At 68.4% G+C, this 17308-nt stretch carries 16 protein-coding genes and 1 pseudogene; 9 read left to right on the forward strand and 8 right to left on the reverse strand.

Annotation, left to right across the window (positions count from 1 at the left end; translation table 11 throughout):
• The 6 genes from merP to EKG36_RS03085 are packed head-to-tail and all read left to right on the forward strand — an operon-like array spanning nt 1 to nt 4145.
• The gene (merP, locus tag EKG36_RS03060; protein WP_126480921.1) at nt 1-279 is read left to right on the forward strand and encodes a mercury resistance system periplasmic binding protein MerP; all 279 of its coding nucleotides are present in this window, start codon (nt 1-3) and stop codon (nt 277-279) included.
• 2 nt (nt 280-281) lie between these two features.
• Nucleotides 282-509 (forward strand): mercury resistance system transport protein MerF, encoded by a 228-nt coding sequence (gene merF / locus EKG36_RS03065; protein WP_126480923.1) that lies wholly within the window; start codon nt 282-284, stop codon nt 507-509.
• A gap of 4 nt (nt 510-513) precedes the next feature.
• Nucleotides 514-1917 (forward strand): mercury(II) reductase, encoded by a 1404-nt coding sequence (merA, locus tag EKG36_RS03070; protein WP_126480925.1) that lies wholly within the window; start codon nt 514-516, stop codon nt 1915-1917.
• 33 nt (nt 1918-1950) lie between these two features.
• A complete protein-coding gene (locus EKG36_RS03075) occupies nt 1951-2262 on the forward strand; it encodes a heavy-metal-associated domain-containing protein (RefSeq protein WP_221766034.1) in 312 nt (103 codons plus the stop codon).
• A gap of 12 nt (nt 2263-2274) precedes the next feature.
• Nucleotides 2275-3159, forward strand: a complete 885-nt coding sequence (locus EKG36_RS03080) for a transporter (RefSeq protein ID WP_126480927.1) — start codon at nt 2275-2277, stop codon at nt 3157-3159.
• Between the two features lie 11 nt (nt 3160-3170).
• A complete protein-coding gene (locus EKG36_RS03085; RefSeq protein ID WP_126480929.1) occupies nt 3171-4145 on the forward strand; it encodes an NHL repeat-containing protein in 975 nt (324 codons plus the stop codon).
• Nucleotides 4146-4156: 11 nt separating this feature from the next.
• On the opposite strand, the gene EKG36_RS03090 is transcribed toward EKG36_RS03085, so the two are convergent.
• The 6 genes and pseudogenes from EKG36_RS03090 to EKG36_RS03110 form a co-directional block, all read right to left on the reverse strand.
• Nucleotides 4157-4519: a cupin domain-containing protein gene (locus EKG36_RS03090; protein WP_126480931.1), complete on the reverse strand. Its 363-nt coding sequence runs from the start codon at nt 4517-4519 to the stop codon at nt 4157-4159.
• 285 nt (nt 4520-4804) lie between these two features.
• Nucleotides 4805-6124 (reverse strand): NAD(P)/FAD-dependent oxidoreductase, encoded by a 1320-nt coding sequence (locus tag EKG36_RS03095; protein WP_246007417.1) that lies wholly within the window; start codon nt 6122-6124, stop codon nt 4805-4807.
• A gap of 101 nt (nt 6125-6225) precedes the next feature.
• Entirely contained in the window at nt 6226-7488 is a 1263-nt protein-coding gene (locus tag EKG36_RS03100; RefSeq protein ID WP_246007426.1) for an FAD-dependent oxidoreductase, read from the reverse strand.
• Nucleotides 7477-7638: pseudogene (locus tag EKG36_RS20675) on the reverse strand (rubredoxin); the annotation flags it as partial. The pseudogene EKG36_RS20675 and the gene EKG36_RS03100, both read right to left, overlap by 12 nt.
• 11 nt (nt 7639-7649) lie before the next feature.
• Nucleotides 7650-9092, reverse strand: a complete 1443-nt coding sequence (locus EKG36_RS03105; RefSeq protein ID WP_126480935.1) for an aldehyde dehydrogenase family protein — start codon at nt 9090-9092, stop codon at nt 7650-7652.
• A 43-nt stretch (nt 9093-9135) separates the two neighbouring features.
• Nucleotides 9136-10326 carry an aromatic ring-hydroxylating oxygenase subunit alpha gene (locus EKG36_RS03110; RefSeq protein WP_126480937.1) on the reverse strand — a complete coding sequence of 397 codons (1191 nt, stop codon included), beginning with the start codon at nt 10324-10326 and terminating at the stop codon, nt 9136-9138.
• Between the two features lie 355 nt (nt 10327-10681).
• On the opposite strand from EKG36_RS03110, the gene EKG36_RS03115 reads away from it, so the two are divergent.
• A complete protein-coding gene (locus EKG36_RS03115; protein WP_126480939.1) occupies nt 10682-12373 on the forward strand; it encodes a BCCT family transporter in 1692 nt (563 codons plus the stop codon).
• A gap of 157 nt (nt 12374-12530) precedes the next feature.
• Complete coding sequence (locus EKG36_RS03120) at nt 12531-13175, forward strand: TetR/AcrR family transcriptional regulator (RefSeq protein ID WP_126480941.1); 645 nt, start codon at nt 12531-12533, stop codon at nt 13173-13175.
• 60 nt (nt 13176-13235) lie between these two features.
• Here EKG36_RS03120 and EKG36_RS03125 read toward each other — a convergent pair whose 3' ends face one another.
• Complete coding sequence (locus tag EKG36_RS03125) at nt 13236-14027, reverse strand: pyrroline-5-carboxylate reductase family protein (protein WP_126480942.1); 792 nt, start codon at nt 14025-14027, stop codon at nt 13236-13238.
• A 144-nt stretch (nt 14028-14171) separates the two neighbouring features.
• On the opposite strand from EKG36_RS03125, the gene EKG36_RS03130 reads away from it, so the two are divergent.
• Nucleotides 14172-16208, forward strand: a complete 2037-nt coding sequence (locus EKG36_RS03130; protein ID WP_126480944.1) for an NADH:flavin oxidoreductase — start codon at nt 14172-14174, stop codon at nt 16206-16208.
• A 129-nt stretch (nt 16209-16337) separates the two neighbouring features.
• Here EKG36_RS03130 and EKG36_RS03135 read toward each other — a convergent pair whose 3' ends face one another.
• The gene (locus tag EKG36_RS03135) at nt 16338-17264 is read right to left on the reverse strand and encodes a LysR substrate-binding domain-containing protein (RefSeq protein WP_126480946.1); all 927 of its coding nucleotides are present in this window, start codon (nt 17262-17264) and stop codon (nt 16338-16340) included.
• Nucleotides 17265-17308: the final 44 nt, after the last annotated feature.

The raw sequence follows: 17308 nt of genomic DNA on the forward strand, positions 1-17308 counted from the left end.
ATGAGACGACTCGCCATCCTGTTGCTCGCCGGTGCCACCCTGACCCCGCTGGCCTGGGCGGCCCCCCGAACCGTGACGCTCGACGTGCCCGGCATGACCTGCGCCGCCTGCCCGATCACGGTGAAGACGGCCCTCTCCCGGGTCGAGGGCGTGACCAGGGTTGAGGCCAGCTTCGAGGACCGCGAGGCGGTGGTGACCTATGACGACGAGCTCACCGGCCTCGAGGCCCTGCTCCAGGCCGCGGCCGGCGCGGGCTATCCGGCCTCGCCCCAGGAGTGACCGTGAAGCGTCCCGACAAGCTGCTGCGCCTGGGGGTGATCGGCACCCTGGTGGTGGCGCTGTGCTGCTTCACCCCGGCCCTCGTCGTCCTGCTCGGCGCGGTGGGCCTGGCGGCGCTGACCGGCTACCTCGACCTGGTCCTGCTGCCGGCGCTGGCCGGCTTCATCACCCTGACCCTCTATGCCCTGCGGCGCCGACCCCAGTCGGCCCGCCGGCCACCACCGGAGTAGCGCCATGACGGAAGTGAAACGGCATATCGCCATCATCGGCAGCGGCGGCGCCGCCATGGCCGCGGCCCTGAAGGCCGCCGAGCGCGGCGCCCGGGTCACCCTGATCGAGCGCGGCACCCTCGGTGGCACCTGTGTCAACGTCGGTTGCGTGCCCTCCAAGATCCTGATCCGCGCTGCCCATATCGCCCGACTGCGCCGGGCGAGCCCCTTCGACGACGCCGTGACGGCCGCCGATCCGGCGATCGATGCCGCTCGCCTGCACGCCCGGCAGCAGGGCCGGGTCGAGGCCCTGCGCCACGCCAAGTACGCCGGCATCCTCGCCGACACCCCGACCATCCGGGTACTGCACGGCGAGGCGAGCCTCGTCGATACCCATACCCTGAGCGTGCGCCGGGACGACGGCGACGCACGACTCGTGACTTTCGACCGAGCCCTGATCGCCAGCGGCGCTCGCCCCGCCATCCCGCCACTGCCGGGACTCGCCGAGACGCCCTACTGGACCTCTACCACCGCCCTGGCCAGCGCCACGATCCCGTCACGGCTGGTGGTGATCGGCGCCTCGGTGGTGGCGGTGGAGCTGGCCCAGGCCTTCGCCCGGCTGGGCAGCCGGGTGACGATCCTGGCCCGCAGCCGGCTGCTCTCCCGGGAGGACCCGGCGGTGGGCGAGGCCCTCGAGGCCACCTTCCAAGGCGAGGGCATCGAGATCCGGCGGGACACCCAGGCCCACCGGGTCGACCATGATGAGGGGAAGTTCGTGCTCGACACCGACGCTGGAGCCCTCCGCGTCGACCAGGTGTTGATCGCCACCGGTCGCACCCCCAACACCGAGGGGCTGAACCTGGGAGCCATCGGCGTGGAGACGCGACGCGGCGCCATCATCGTGGACGACCGGCTGCGCACCAGCGTGCCCGGCCTCTACGCCGCCGGCGACTGCACCGACCAGCCGCAATTCGTCTATGTCGCCGCCGCCGGGGGAAGCCGCGCGGCCGTCAACATGACCGGCGGCGAGATGCGGCTGGACCTGTCCGCCGTGCCCGAGGTGATCTTCACCGCCCCCCAGGTCGCCACCGTCGGCCTGACGGAAGACGCGGCCAGGCAGCGCGGCCTGGTCACGGACAGTCGCACCCTGACGCTGGATGCCGTGCCCCGCGGCCTGGTCAATTTCGACGACCGGGGCCTCATCAAGCTGGTCGCCGAACGCGACAGCGGGCGTCTGCTCGGCGTGCAGGCCGTCTGCGGGGAAGCCGGAGAGCTGATCCAGACGGCGGTGATGGCCCTGCGCGCGCGGATGACCGTGCAGGAGATCGCCGACGAGCTCTTCCCCTACCTGACCATGGTGGAAGGGCTCAAGCTCTGCGCCCAGACGTTCCGCCAGGATGTCTCACGGCTATCCTGCTGTGCAGGGTGACGCGGCTAGGGGATCACGCCCCGGGGAGGACACATGCACCAACGCTTCCGTCGGCCGATGCTGGTCGTCAGCATCATGCTTCTTGCGGCATCGGCATACGCCGCCGGCCCCCGCTACCGCCTCGAGGTCGACGGCCTGGCCTGCCCCTTCTGCGCCTACGGCATCGAGAAGCGGATCCTGGCGCTCGACGGGGTGGCAGGGGTCGAGATCGATATCGCCGAAGGCGCGGTGATTGTCACCATGGACGACGGCCGCACGCTCGCGGCGCCTCAGGCGGCCATGGCGGTGGACCGGGCCGGCTTCACCCTGGGTGACTTCACGGCGCTGGACGCCGGCACCCCCTGAGGAGGCCCCGCCATGTCCCCCCTCGCATCCGCTCAGCCGGTGGCCTGGCTGGTGTCCCTGGCCCTCCTGCTCCCCGCCGTGGCCCAGGGCGGCGCCCAGACCTTCGGCACCGCCCTGCCGGTGGCGGAGGGCAATGGCGTGCTGCGCCAGCAGTTCCTCCACCGCGAGGCCGGCGGCAACGGCCGCGACCTGGAGGTCAGCGGCGCGGTCACCCTGCTCGGCTACGGCGCCAGCCGCGACCTGACCCTCTTCGGCGCCCTGCCCTACCTGGACAAGCGCCTCACGGCCGACGGCATCCAGCGCGGCAGCGACGGCCTCGGGGACCTGAGGCTGTGGGCGCGCTATACCCTCTATCGCCACGACGCCCCCGGCCGGACCCTGCGCATCGCCCCCTACCTGGGCCTCGAGACGCCCACGGGCCGGGACGACGACCGGGATGCCCTGGGGCAGCTGCCGCGCCCCCTGCAACCGGGCTCCGGCGCCTGGGACCCCTTCGCCGGTCTGGTCGTCACCTACCAGACCCTGGACCTCGAGCTCGACGCCCAGGTCGCCTACCAGGCCAACACCGAGGCCGACGGCTTCGCCTTCGGCGACATGGCCCGCCTGGATGGCGCCGCCCAGTACCGCCTCTGGCCCCGGGCGCTGACCGGCGGCGTGCCCGGCTTCCTCTACGGCGTCCTGGAGGCGAACCTGATCCACCGAGATCCCGATGAGCTCCAGGGGAAGGCGACCCCCGATTCGGGAGGCACCCGGCTGTTCCTTTCCCCGGGACTGCAATACGTCACCCGACGCTGGGTGATCGAGGGCATCGTCCAACTGCCCATCGTGCAGGACCTCGACGGCTCGGCGCCGGAGGACGACGCCATCCTGCGCGCCGGTGTTCGTGTCAACTTCTAGGGAGATCGTTCATGGCCCGCTCGCTGATCCTCGTCGCCCTGGGCCTCGCGCTGCTGGTGCTGCTGTTCTTCGCCGCCTTCGTACCCTCGGCCCAGGAGCCGGGCCACGAGTTCGTCACGGCCTGGGGAAGCCCGGGCGACGGCCCCGGCGAGTTCGACGATCCCACCGGCATCGCCGTGACCGCGGAGGAAGTGTTCGTCGCCGACGCCCGCAACGGGCGCATCCAGGTCTTCGATCATGCGGGCCGCTTCCGGCGCGAGTTCGGCACCTCCGGCGCGGCGCCCGGCGAGCTCGGCCGCCCCATGAACCTGAGCCTGCACGCCGACGAACTCTACGTGGCCGACTACTTCAACGACCGCGTCCAGGTCTTTTCCCTCGACGGCACCCCGCGGCGCACCCTTGGCGCGGCCGGCGACGGGCCGGGACGCTTCGATGCCCCGGGGGGCGTCGACGTGACGGCCGACGGCGATGTGATCGTCGTGGACTTCTACAACCACCGCGTCCAACGCCTCGCCCCGGACGGCTCCTTCGTGCGCCAGTGGGGTAACACGGGAGAGAGCGGCAGCGCGGCCGGCGAGTTCGGCTATCCCACCGATGTGGCCGTCGCCGACGACGGCAGCCTCTACGTGGCCGACGGCTACAACGACCGGGTCCAGGCCTTCGGCCCCGACGGCGACCTCCTGACCAAGTGGGGCGGCCCCTTCGCCAGGAACATCCACGGCCCCTTCAACGGCTGGTTCGCCACCGTCACCGGCATCGCCGTGGGGCCGGCGGGCCGGGTCTTCGTGGCCGATTTCTACAATCACCGCATCCAGGTCTTCTCGCCGGAAGGGGACTTCCTGAGCGCCTTCGGCGAGACCGGCCGAGAGCCCGGCCGCTTCCGCCACCCGATCGCCATCGACGTGGCCCCGGACGGCAGCGTCTTCGTCGCCGACTTCGGCAACGAGCGCATCCAGAAGTGGCGTCCGGCCGGCCCGGGCCCCTGAGGTGGCCGGGGCTATGCCAGCCCGTGCAGGGCCTTCCAGTTCCCCGGATAGAGGGCATAGCCGAACAGCGCCTGGCCGCCGTAGACCAGCTCGGTGCCCTCGGGGATCCACAGCATCTGGCCGGGAGTCACGCGATGGGTCTCGCCGGCAGCGGTGACCTCGAGCTCGCCCTCGATGACGAAGATCACCTCGTCGTAGAGCAGCGTCCAGGCCACCTCGGCCCCCTCCCAGCGGGCGAAGCCGGCGCCCATGGTCTCGCTGAGGCTGGTGTCCACGGTGCGGCCGATCTCGGCGTGGCCGGGCGGCCCGCCGCGATGGCGGAACTGGGTGTCGCGATGGTCGAACTTGATGGCGCGGATGGGGGTATCGCTCATGCCAATTGGTGTCCTTGATCAATGAAAACGGCGACGAGTGACCAGCAACAAGCCACCGTCATTCCGTGTGAGGACTGAAACGTCGTCGAGCGAAGGCAAGACAAGGCAAAAATCGGCGACAAATCGGCAGGACCGCCGATTTGGTCAGCTCCGCTGCTCGAAGAGCGAGCGACATGGATGTCGCGAGTCAAAAGCGGAGTCTACGAGCCGTAAATGAGCAGCTTGACCGGGCTCGCGCACGAACCGATTTTTAACGCCGTATTGCCGAGCGCAAACCGTTTCAGCTTAGAGTTCGCTGCGACTGGCCCACGCCGCCTGCCTCATGCGCGTCTTCACGCCGAGGCTCAGGAAGGGCTCCGGCGGATTGAGCGCCGGTTTGCCGGAGACCGCCAGCATGTCGGCCAGCTGGCCGGAGTCCTGGTCGGTGGCCAGCTCGGCCAGCAGCTTGCCTGAGATGGTGCCCCGGGCCGCGCCGACGCTCTGGTGGACACCGGACATCCAGGCATTGTCGCCGACCTTGCCGAAGAAGGCGGTGTAGTTGCGCGACAGCCCGCAGGCCCCACCCCAGGTGGCGGTGAAGGGCACCTGGGCGAGTTCCGGGTAGCGCGCCTCGAAAGAGTCCCGGTGCCCCTGGCGGATCCGGGTCCGTTCGGCCAGGTCGTCGTGGTAGCGCGGCACGAAGCGGTACTGGTTGCGGATGATCAGCCGCCGGTCCGGGGTCAGCCGGACCGTGGTGCCGGCATGGTCGGCCGGCGTCAGGCCGAAGTGATGGGGCGCGGCGGAGAACAGCGCCATCTCCTCATCGGTCAGTTCCCGGGTCATGCTGGCGAAGGTCATCACCGGCAGCATCCGGTGCTTGAGGAAGCCGAACTCCTGGGCATAGATGTTGGAGCCCAGCAGCAACTTGGTGGCGCGCACCTCGCCTTCCGGCGTGGTGGCACACCACTGGCCGCTCGAGCGGGTCAGGTTGACCACCGGGGTGTGCTCGTAGAGCTCGGCATTGTCCGGCAGGGTCTCGCCGAGACCACGCACCAGGGCGGCGGGCTGCATCAGAGCGGTATTGGCCGTGTAGATGGCCGCGGCGTAGTGGCGAGTACCGAGGATCGGCGCCAGCTCGTCGCGCTCCAGGCGCCGATAGGGATAGTCGAAGTCCTTCAGCAGGGTCTCGAAATGGTCGAGGTACTTGAGGCCCCGCTCGCCCACCGCGCCCTGGTACTTGCCGGCCCGGGACCAGCCGCAGTCGATGTCGTGGCGCTGGACCAGGGTCTCCAGGTCGTCGACCGCGGCACGGTTGAGCGACAGCAGCTTCTGCTTGCGCGCCAGGTCGTCGCCCTCGAGATCGCGCTTGTGGGGCAGGTCGATGACGAAGCCGGTGTTGCGCCCGGAGGCGCCCTGGCCCACCCGCAGGGCCTCGAGCAGCACCACACGATCAAAGGGCCGCAGCTCGGCGACGCGCCGGGCCGCGGCCAGGCCAGTGAAGCCGGCACCGATCACCAGCCAGTCGGCGGTCTCGCGAGCATTGAGACGACGCGCCGGGGCCGGGGCGTCGAGCAGCTGGTACCAGCCGTTGCACTTGTCGTCACGGGGAAGGGTTGCTTGTGACATCCTGGACCTCCGCCGCGCCGGGGCGCGACGTCATCGCCGGCCAGGCCGGCGGTTCGGAAGAAGGCGGCGCCCGACGGGCGCCGCGTGTCGTGTCGGCGGTATCAGGCGGCCTGCGATTGACCGCATGCCTTCACCCAGTCGCTGCGCCGGGCCATGGCCGCCTCGCCCACCAGGGCGAAGCCCAGCAGCCGGCCGCTGGGATCGTAGGCGCCGGCCTCGATGCCATCACCGGTGGCATCGACCCGCCAGTTCACCTGGACCTCGGCCGGGGGTACCACCACGCAGACCGGGGCCGCCGGGGTCTTGACCATCACCGGCATCAGCGGATAGCCGACTGCCGTTGGCGTGCCCGTCAGCGTCGCCGCCAGGGCCCGCAGGCCGGCATTGATCGGCGCCAGGTAGGGCAGCAGCTGGCCGTCGATCTCCACGGCGTCGCCCAGGGCATAGACATCCGGCAATGAGGTGGCCAGATGATCGTCCACCCGGATGCCGCGCCCGCAGTCGACGCCGGCCGCCTGGGCCAGCTCGACGTTGGGGGCAAGGCCCACCGCGCTGATCACCAGGTCGGCCGCGAGTTCGCTGCCGTCGGTCAGGGTCAGCCGGTAGCCATCGCCCTCCTCGGCGACGCTGGCCACCGAGCGGGACAGATACCAGCCCACGCCCAACGCCGAGAGCGCCTCGTGCAGCACCTCGCTGCCCGCCTCGGGCAGCAGCCGCGGCAGCGGCCGGTCGGCCAGGCCCACGACCTCGACCCGATGGCCGGCCTGGGCCAGGTCATTGGCAAACTCGCAGCCGATCAGGCCGTCGCCGATGATCACCACCCGCGCCTGCCGTCCCAGGGCGTCGAGGCGACGGCGCATCTCGCGATAGTCGCCGCGATCGTTGACCGAGAGCAGCGCGCCCGCCTCGCCCGCCACCGGGATGCGGATCGGGCTCGCCCCGGTAGCCAGCACCAGCTGGCCGTAGTCGAGCTCGCCGAGGCGGGTATGCAGGCGCCGGGCCTCGGCGTCGAGGCGCTGCACCGGGCAGAAGGCATGCACCCGGATGTTCAGGCGACGCTCGATGGCCAGCGCCGACTCGTCGAGCAGGGCCTCGGCGTCCTTGCCCAGGGCCAGGGCGTTGGACAGCGCCGGCTTGGCGTAGAGGCCGCCGTCGTCGGCGGTGACCACGTGGATCTCCCGCTCGCTATCCCGGGCACGCACCGCCTCGGCCAGCCCATAGCCGGCATGGCCGCTGCCGATGATCACCAGCGGGCCCGCCGGGGTCGCGGCCGGTGCAGATCCCGGGGCGGCCACGGCATCGGCCAGGGGCGTCGGGTTCACCGGCGCCGCTGCAGCCGGCGCGTCATCGGTGATCTCGATCATCTCGAAATCCGCCTTGCCCACGCCGCAGTCGGGGCACAGCCAGTCCTCGGGCACATCCTCCCAGCGGGTGCCGGGGGCGATGCCGTCGCTCGGCCAGCCTTCCGCCTCGTCGTAGATCAGGCCGCAGATGATGCAGAGCCACTTCTTCATCGGGACCTCCTTCACGCGCCCTTGAGGCGGACGGCGATGTTGCGGGTCTGGACGTAGCTGTAGAGCGCTTCCTGGCCCTTCTCGCGGCCAAAGCCGGAGAGGCCCACGCCGCCGAAGGGCGTCTCCACGCCGCCGGCGAACCACTCGTTGATGAACACCTGGCCGCCGCGCAGGCGCCGCGCGGTACGCAGGGCCCGGTCGAGCTGGCCGTCGAAGACGCCGGCCACCAGGCCGAACTCGGTGCCGTTGGCGAGCTCGACGGCCTCGTCCTCGGTGTCGAAGGGATGGATCACCAGCACCGGGCCGAAGACCTCGTCCTGGAAGATCTCGCTATCCACGGCCACATCGGTGAACAGGGTCGGCTGCATGAAGTAACCAGGAGTGCCGGAAACGCGCTCGCCGCCGGTCACGCAGGTCGCCCCGGCCTCGATGGCCCGGCGACACATGGCCTCGACCTGGTCGAGCTGGTCACGGGACACCAGCGGAGTCAGGTCCGGGTTGTCCACGCCGGGCCCGAGGGACAGGCCCTCGGCCAGCTCGCGGACCCGCTCGACCACCTCGTCGTAACGCGAGCGGTGTACCAGCAGGCGTGACATGGCCGAGCAGACCTGGCCGGCGTTGAAGAAGATGCCCGCCTGGACGCTGTCGACGACCTGCTCGATATCGGCATCGGCATGCACGATGGCCGCGGACTTGCCGCCCAGCTCCATCACGCTGGGGGTGGCGCGCTCGGCGGCATCGTGCAGGATGCGCTGGCCGGTGGGCACCGAGCCGGTGAAAACGATCTGGTTGGCGTCGCGGTGCTTGACCAGGTGGGCGCCGACCACCGAGCCCTTGCCGCACAGCAGGTTGACCGCGCCCTGGGGCAGGCCGGCACGCTCGCAGGCGGTCATCAGGAAGGTCATCGCCAGCGGCGAGATCTCCGGCGACTTGATGACCACGGCGTTGCCGGCGGCCAGCGCCGGGGCCAGGGAACGGGCGCAGATCGACGGCGGGAAGTTCCAGGGCACGATCTGCACCGACACCCCCATGGGCTCATAGCTGGTGAAGTCGACGTAGTCGTCGCCCAGCGGGATCGAGGTGCCCTCGATCTTGTCGGCCATGCCGGCGTAGTACTCGAAGTAGCGGGCGGCCTCCTCGAACTCGCCGCGGGCCACGTCCAGGGACTTGCCGTTCTCGCGGCACAGCACCAGGGCCGCCTCGTCGGTCAGCGCCTTGATTTCCTCGGCGATCGCCAGCAGCCAGGTGACCCGCTGGGCCGGCCGCACCGAGGTCAACGCACCCGAGTCCACGCAGCGGCGGGCCGCGGCCATGGCCGCGTCGGCATCCTCGAGGCCCGCCTCGGCGATCTCGGCGTAGGCCTCGTCGGTGGCCGGATCGGCGACCACCAGCCAGGTGTCGGCGCCCGTCCAGGCGCCGTCGATGTAGTTGTAGTAGCGGTCAAGCGTGCTCATCAGGGGGAACTCCAGAAGCGATGTTTCGGGCAAGACCCGGGGATCAGGCGGCCTCGGCATCGCCGCGCACGCGACGTGCCACCCACTGGTGGAAGAAGTGCGTCGGGTGATCCAGCACCGGCGAGAAGACGCCGCCCTGGAAGCCCGGGGACTGACGGCCGCGCTGCATGCCCTCGACGGCACCGATGTCCTCGCCGAACACCACCCGCCAGGACTCCAGGGTGGAGGTGCGGCAGGCCGCATAGGCGTCCTGGGTGGCCTCGTCGCCCACGTAGTAGACGCGCAGGTGCTCCACGGTCTGCCCGGCGGAGACCGGCTCGAGCATCATCGCGAAGGCATGATCGGCCTGGATGCCAAGCAGCACGTTGGGGAAGAAGGACACGTACTCGGCGTGTTCCATCTTGTCCTTCGGCCAGGAGGGGAACTTGGGCAGGCGGGTGCCGGCCACGTCGGAGAGGCGATAGGCCAGGCTGCCCTGTCCGGAGAAGTGCTCGCCGAACTGGATGTTGTAGTGGTCCTCGAGGCGCGAGTAGGTGTTCAGGCTGGGGTGGACCCAGGGCAGGTGGTAGCTCTCGCAGTAGTTCTCCACCGCCAGCTTCCAGTTGCAGTTGACGGTGATCTCGAGGTTGCCGCCCATATTGACGCGACGCAGCAGCTCAAAGCCCTCGGCGCCGACGAAGTCGCGCCAGCGGTTCTCCAGCGGGGCCACATGCTCGGCGAACTCGGGAGCCTGACCATCGAGGTTGACGAACACCATGTCCATCCAGACGGCACTGCGGATCGGCTTGAGGCCATGCTTCTCGCACTTGAAGCTGTCGACCTTGTGCTGGCCGACGCCGCCGATGTGCGGCGTGCCACGCAGGTTGCCGTTCAGGTCATAGGTCCAGGAGTGGTAGGGGCAGCGGATCACGCCCTGCACTTCGCCCTCTTCGGCCACCAGCTGCATGCCGCGATGGCTGCAGACGTTATGGAAGACCTGGGTCTCGCCATCCTTGTTGCGCATCATCAGAAGCGGCAGGCCCATGAAGTCGACCGGCTTGACGTAGCCATTCTTGACCAGGTCGCTGGCGAAGCCGACGCAGGCCCAGGTGCTGGCCATCAGGCGGTCGCGCTCGGCGGCGAAGAAGGCCTCGCTGACATAGGCCGCGTTGGGCATGCCGGTGGCCTCCTCGATGGGGGCGAGCACGTCGTCGAGCTGGCGGGCGGGAATCAGGGATTGGGTCAGGTCGGTCATGTTGGCCTCCTCACGGGAAACGGGCGGTTTCTGATCTGTTGTGGCCCTACCGGGAGTCCCGGCTGGTGGAGGCGAGTCTGGGAGCGGCGCGCAGTGGCGACAATCGATGATTCGGCATCAACCGATGATTAAAGCTCATCTATTAGACGAATGGAGAATCCGAGAAAGCTGCGTTATCCTTGGCGGCCCGTCATGAAAATGCGGTGTTATCGATTCTTTATGGAGTGAGAAAAACTCATGAATCGATGACAAAAAATACGTTGCTTACTCCCCCCCTTCCTTTCAGGCTGCGCATCGGATCCGCGTGGTCCCTTCCCCGACGCCTTCATGATCAATAACAACCGAGAGTGACGCCATGCGCTCAGACAGTGGCCTGTTCAAGGGCCTCAACCCCACGGTGACCATCGCCTCCAAGGTGCTGGTCATCGGCTTCGTGATCTTCTGCGCCGTGTTGGCCGAGAAGGCCGGCGCGATCTTCCAGGACGTGTCGACGACCGTCCTCGACAACGCCAAGTGGTTCTACCTCAGCCTGGTCAGCGCCGTGCTGGCCTTCCTGCTCTATCTGATGGTCAGCCGCTTCGGGCATATCCGCCTGGGCCAGGACGGCGAGCGCCCCGAGTTCAGCTTCCTGTCCTGGGTCAGCATGCTGTTCTCGGGTGGCATGGGCATCGGCCTGATCTTCTGGTCGGTAGCCGAACCCATGTGGCACTACGCCGACAACCCCTTCACCGAGGGCATGAGTGATGCGGCCGCCGGCATGGCCATGCGCCTGACCTTCTTCCACTGGGGCCTGCACCCTTGGGCGATGTTCATCATCGTGGCCCTGGCACTGGCCTACTTCTCCTACCGCAAGGGCCTGCCGCTGACGCTGCGCTCGATCCTCTATCCGTTCATCGGCGAGCGCATCTACGGTCCCATCGGCCACACGGTGGACATCCTCACCGTGGCGATCACTGCCTTCGGCGTCTCCCAGTCGCTGGGCCTGGGGGTGATCCAGATGAACAGCGGCCTCAATAACGTCTTCGGGGTGAGCAACGGCATCGGTGTCCAACTCGCCATGATCGCGGTGATCACCCTGTTCGCCATCGCCTCGGTGATGTCCGGCGTCGGCCGCGGCATTCGCCGACTGTCCGAGTGGAACATGCTGCTGTCGGTGGTCATCGTGGCCATCGTGCTGGCCATCGGGCCGACCCGCTACATCCTCAACACCCTGCTGCAGAGCACCGGCGACTATGCCGACAACCTGATCGGCATGAGCCTGTGGAGCGATGCCAATGCCGACAGTGGCTGGCAGAACTGGTGGACCGCCTTCTACTGGCCCTGGTGGATGACCTGGGCGCCCTTCGTCGGCATGTTCATCGCCCGCATTTCCCGGGGCCGCACCATTCGCGAACTGATCGGCGGCGCGCTGCTGGTACCGACCCTGGTGACCTTCGTGTGGATGGCGGTATTCGGCGGCAGTGCCCTGTTCGAAGAGCAGCAGGCGCGCCAGGCCCATGAGCAGGCCGTGGCCGAGGGCGCGGTGGCAGCCGATGCCGAATTCGCTGGCGGGGCCGTGCTCCAGGCCACCCAGGAGGACACCACCCTGGCATTGTTCACCCTGTTCGATGCCCTGGACCCGGGCACCCTGGGCAGCCTGCTGTCGATCCTGGCGGTGCTGCTGCTGGCGACCTACTTCATCACCTCGGCCGACTCCGGCACCCTGGTACTGTGCACCCTGGACAGCGTCGGCAGTCCCGAACCGCCCCAGCCGATCCGCGTGATCTGGGGCCTGGTGATCGGCTGCATCGCCGGGGCCCTGCTCTATGCCGGCGGCCTCAAGACGATCCAGACTGCCTCGATCATCGCCGGGCTGCCGATTGCCGTCTTCATCCTGGTGATGACGCTGAGCCTCTACCGCACCCTGCGTCGCGAACCCATGGCGGCGGCCATGCTGCCGCCCCAGGCCCGCCCGGCGGACGCCGACCTGGACCACCACAGTGGCCAGGATCTGAACACCTCGGCCGGGGACAGCCGCGACACGCGTGAGCCGGTGCTCGAGGCCTGACCCCCGCAGCCTGCCTTGCAAAGGACCAGGGCCCGGCACACGCCGGGCCCTGGCACATTCAACCGGCTGGATGTACATAAACTCGACACTGATGTACTCTCCGCTTCTGGTCAGCGCCACCCCGGCCGCGCTGCTTCCCGGGACCGGAGCCCCCTCGATGCCCCCCGCCGAGACCCACGACAGCAAATGGAAAGGTTCCCGTGAGGCCTGGCTCGACGCAGCCTTCGCGCTGCTGCTCGAGTCCGGTGTGGACAGCGTGCGAATCCTGCCGCTGGCCAAGCGGCTCAACGTCTCACGCACCAGCTTCTACTGGTTCTTCAAGGACCGCGAGGCGCTGCTGGACGCCCTGATCGACCGCTGGCGCCAGAAGAATACACCTGGCCTGGTGCAGCAGACCGAGGCCTATGCCGAGAGCATCGTGGAAGCGACTCTCAACGTCTTCGACTGCTGGATGGACCCCGAGCTGTTCGACTCGCAGCTGGAATTCGCGATACGCAGCTGGGCCCTGCAGTCGCACGAGGTGGCAAGCCAGATCGACGCCGCCGACGAGGCCCGCCTCGAGGCACTGACACGCATGTTCGTGCGACACGGCTTTGAGGCGCTGGCCGCCAATGTGCGGGGGCGCACCATCTACCTGACCCAGATCGGCTATATCTCGATGAACACCCAGGAACCCCTCGAGGTTCGCATGCGGCGCATGCCCACCTATGTCGAGATCTTCACCGGCCAGGCGCCGCAAGCACACGAACTGCGACGCTTCCACGCCCGGCATGGTTACCTGGCGCAGACGGATGTCCCCTAGGAGGGCCGGCATTCACCAGCGGAGGGGAAGCGGCGGCAGAAGATCACCCTCTCCGCTGCCCTAGCGTGAGTCACTGGCCACCCGGTGGGCCGCCTCGAGCCCCTGGTGAACCACCTGGCACAGGCCCCCGTCGATCATCGCGCGAAGCCCCTCGGCCGTGGTGCCGTCATAGGCGATCAATCGCTCCACCATCTCACCGGGGTCGCCATCCCGCTTCTCCAGCAGCAGGCTGCCACCCACCAGGGTCTGCATGACGGCCTCGCGGGCGATATCGTCGTCGAGGCCCATCCGCCGGGCATGCTCCAGCATGGACTGGGCAAGCAGGGCGGGATAGGCCGGCCCGGCACCGCTGAGGGCCGTCAGGTAGTCGAGATCCCGCTCCGCTGTCAGCTCCCGTGCCGTGCCACAACTCTCCAGCAATGCCTGAACCAGTCGCCGGTCGGCATCGCTCACCTGGGGTGAGGCATACCACGGGAAATAGGCCCGACGGATTTCCGCCGCGGCGTTGGGCATGGCCCTCACGACCCGGTGACTGCCCACCCGGCTGGCGACTTCCTGGCAGGAGGTCATCGCCAGCAGGGAGATGACCAACTTGCCCTGGACCTCGGCATCGACGCCGCCGAGGTCCTGCGGGCGCACGGACAGCACGATGACATCCGCCAGCTCGGCCAGCGCACGATTGTCCTGAACGCTACGGACCCGGGGCCAGTCGCGGTAAGCGTTGCCGCCGGAGCGCGAGGAGATCACCAGCCGCTCGGGCGTTAGCAGCCCCTGCTCAAGCCAGGCCAGCCCCAGCGAGCGGCCCATCCAGCCCTGCCCCCCGATGAGCCCCACCACGGCGTCTTCATGCATCGCGTGCTCCTCCTCTCGAGCCGGCGGCCAAACCGGCCTGACGGCAGTATTGCGACATTAATGTACACCTATGTACATACAGTCAACGACTCTGTACATTCGCCGTGAACGCTGTCAAGCGAACAACAAGAGAGAGGCCCGACCATGGCTACCGACCCGCTGCTGACGCCCTTTCGACTCAAGCACCTTGCCTTGAAAAACAGACTCATGATGACGGCCCACGAGCCCGCCTATCCGGAGGAGGGGATGCCCAAGGCGCTCTACCGCGCCTATCACGTCGAGCGCGCCAAGGCCGGCATTGGCCTGACCATGACGGCCGGGTCGGCGGCGGTGGCCAGAGACAGTCCCCCCGTGTTCAACAATATCCTGGCCTACAAGGACGAAGTGGTGCCCTGGATGCGCGACTTGGCCGAGGCCTGTCATGAGCACGGCACCGCCGTGATGATCCAGTTGACCCACCTGGGCCGGCGCACCCGCTGGGACAAGGGCGACTGGCTGCCCACGGTGTCGCCCTCCCACCGCCGCGAAGCCTCCCATCGGGCCTTTCCCAAGCAGGTCGAGGACTGGGATATCGAACGGTTGATCCGCGACTACGCCGATGCCGCCGAACGCATGCACGCGGCCGGTCTCGATGGCATCGAGCTGCAGGCCTATGGCCACCTGATGGACCAGTTCTGGTCACCGCTGACCAATACCCTCGAGGGCCCTTATGGGGGCGATCTCGACAACCGGCTGCGATTCACCTTCGAGGTACTGCGCGCCATCCGCCAGCGGGTCGGCGAGGCCTTCATCGTCGGCGTGCGCTACACCGGCGACGAGATGCTGACGGGCGGGATCACGGCCAGCGACGGGATGGAGATCTCGCGGCGCCTGAAGGACAGCGGCCTGGTCGACTTCCTCAACGTGGTTCGCGGTCATATCGACACCGACCCGGGGCTCACCGACGTGATTCCCATCCAGGGGATGCCCAGCGCCCCGCACCTCGATTTTGCGGGCGAGATCCGTCGCGAGATCGACTTTCCCACCTTCCACGGCGCCAAGATCCAGGATGTCGCCACCGCCCGCCATGCCATCGCCTCGGGCAAGGTCGACATGGTCGGCATGACCCGGGCGCACATGGCCGACCCGCACATCGTTCGCAAACTCATGGAGGGACGCGAGGAACAGATCCGTCCCTGCGTCGGCGCCAACTACTGCCTCGACCGCATCTACCAGGGCGGCGCCGCCTACTGCATCCACAACGCCGCCACCGGGCGGGAAACCACCATGCCCCACACCATCCCGGCGACCTCGCAGGAGCGTCGCACCGTGATCATCGGCGCCGGCCCGGCGGGCCTGGAGGCCGCCCGGGTTGCCGGCGAGCGGGGCCATGCGGTGGTCGTGCTGGAGGCCGCCAGCGATGCCGGCGGGCAGGTGCGCCTCACGGCTCAGAGCGAGCGCCGCCGCGAGATGATGGGCATCATCGATTGGCGCCTGGCACGCTGCGAGGCCCTCGGCGTCGAGATTCGCTATAACGTCTGGGCCGAGCTCGAGGACGTGCTCGCCGAGGAGCCGGATGTGGTGATCGTGGCCACCGGCGGCTACCCCCTGGACGACCAGCCCGAGGTCGGGCACGACCTGGTGGTCAACACCTGGGACATCCTGTCCGGGCACGTCGTCCCGGGAAACCGGGTGCTGCTGTTCGATGATGCCGGCGATCATGCCGCCATGCAGGCCGCCGAGATCATCGCCGCCACCGGCGCCGAACTCGAGATCATGACCCCGGATCGCACCGTCTCGGCGGAGATCATGGCCATGAACCTGGTGCCCTACATGCGCGCCCTGCAGCGGCCCAATGTCACCTTCACGCCCACCTACCGACTGAAGTCCGTGCAGCGTGAGGACAGCGAGCTGCTTGCCAGGATCACCAGTGACTACCTGGACCTGGATCATGAGCGGCGTATCGACCAGGTGGTGGTCAATTACGGCATCACCCCGATGGTCGACCTCTATTTCGACCTGAAGCCGCATGCCAGTAACGAGGGCGAGGTGGACTACGACGCTCTGATCGTCGGCCGCCCCCAGGCCGTGATTCGCAACCCGGCGGGGAGCTTCCAGCTCTTCCGGATCGGGGATGCCGTCGAGTCCCGGAACACCCACGCGGCCATCTACGATGCCCTGCGCCTGGTCAAGGATCTGTGAGGCACGAAGCCAACGAAAAACGCAGGGGATGACGGTCCCCGAGGGAAGCATCGAAATCGCGCCTAGGGAGACACCCTGGCTGGGCCGTCGCGTGGTCACATGCGATGGGGGAGCGACAGCGCCCGGAGATCAGGTCAGCCCCAGGTCGCCCACCTCCCGGGGCACGGTGGCCATCAGCCATTCACGGAAAGCGCGCACGCCGCGGCGCTTCGAACGCGTCTCGCCGGGCTCGAGCAGGCAGAAGCGAGCCTGGGTCCGCAGCACCGTCTCTACCGGCCGCACCAGCTGGCCACGTTCCAGATAGTCGTCGACCAGCTGGCTCCAGCCCAGCGCCACGCCCTGGTCCATCATCGCCGCCTGCACCAGCATCGAATAGCTGTTGATGTTGAGCCGCCGCCGCGGCAGCCGGGAAACTACGCCCACCTCGGTGAACCACTGTTTCCAGCTCATCCAGTCCTGGTCGGCATCCTCCAGCGACAGCAGGGTGCAATCGAGCAGGGCCTCGGGTCCCGGGAAGGGCCCGAACCGCTCCAGATAGCGGGGGCTGCAGACCGGGAAGACCTCCTCGTGGAAGAGCGTCGTCGCCTGCATCGCGGCGGGTGGGGTCCGACAATAGAAGAGGGCAACGTCCGACTCCACCCGGGAGAGGTCGCGGATCTGTTCGGTGGCCACGATGCGCAGCTCGACATTCTCGTGCTCACGCTGGAACTCGGCGATCTTGGGCAGCAGCCACAGGGAGGCCATGGCGCTGGTGGTGGCCACGGTGATCTGGTACGTGCCCTGCCAGCTGCGCACCTCCTCGGTGATGGACGAGATGTCGGTGAGCGCATGATGGATCGCCTGAGCATAGCGCTGTCCCATGGGGGTCAGCTTGACGCTGCGGTTGGCCCGCTCGAAGAGCGGCTTGCCCAGATAGTCCTCGAGGCTACGCACCTGGCGACTGATCGCCCCCTGGGTGACGTGGAGCTCCTCGGCCGCCTGGGTGAAGCTGAGGTGCCGCGCCGCCGACTCGAAGGCCACGAGACTGTTGAGGGGAGGCAAAGGGCTGATCTTCATGGCACCGGGGCATCGATCGAGGACAGGGGCAACGAGTTTACGCT

It is taken from the genome of Halomonas nitroreducens, assembly GCF_003966155.1.
Classification (GTDB): Bacteria; Pseudomonadota; Gammaproteobacteria; order Pseudomonadales; family Halomonadaceae; genus Halomonas; species Halomonas nitroreducens.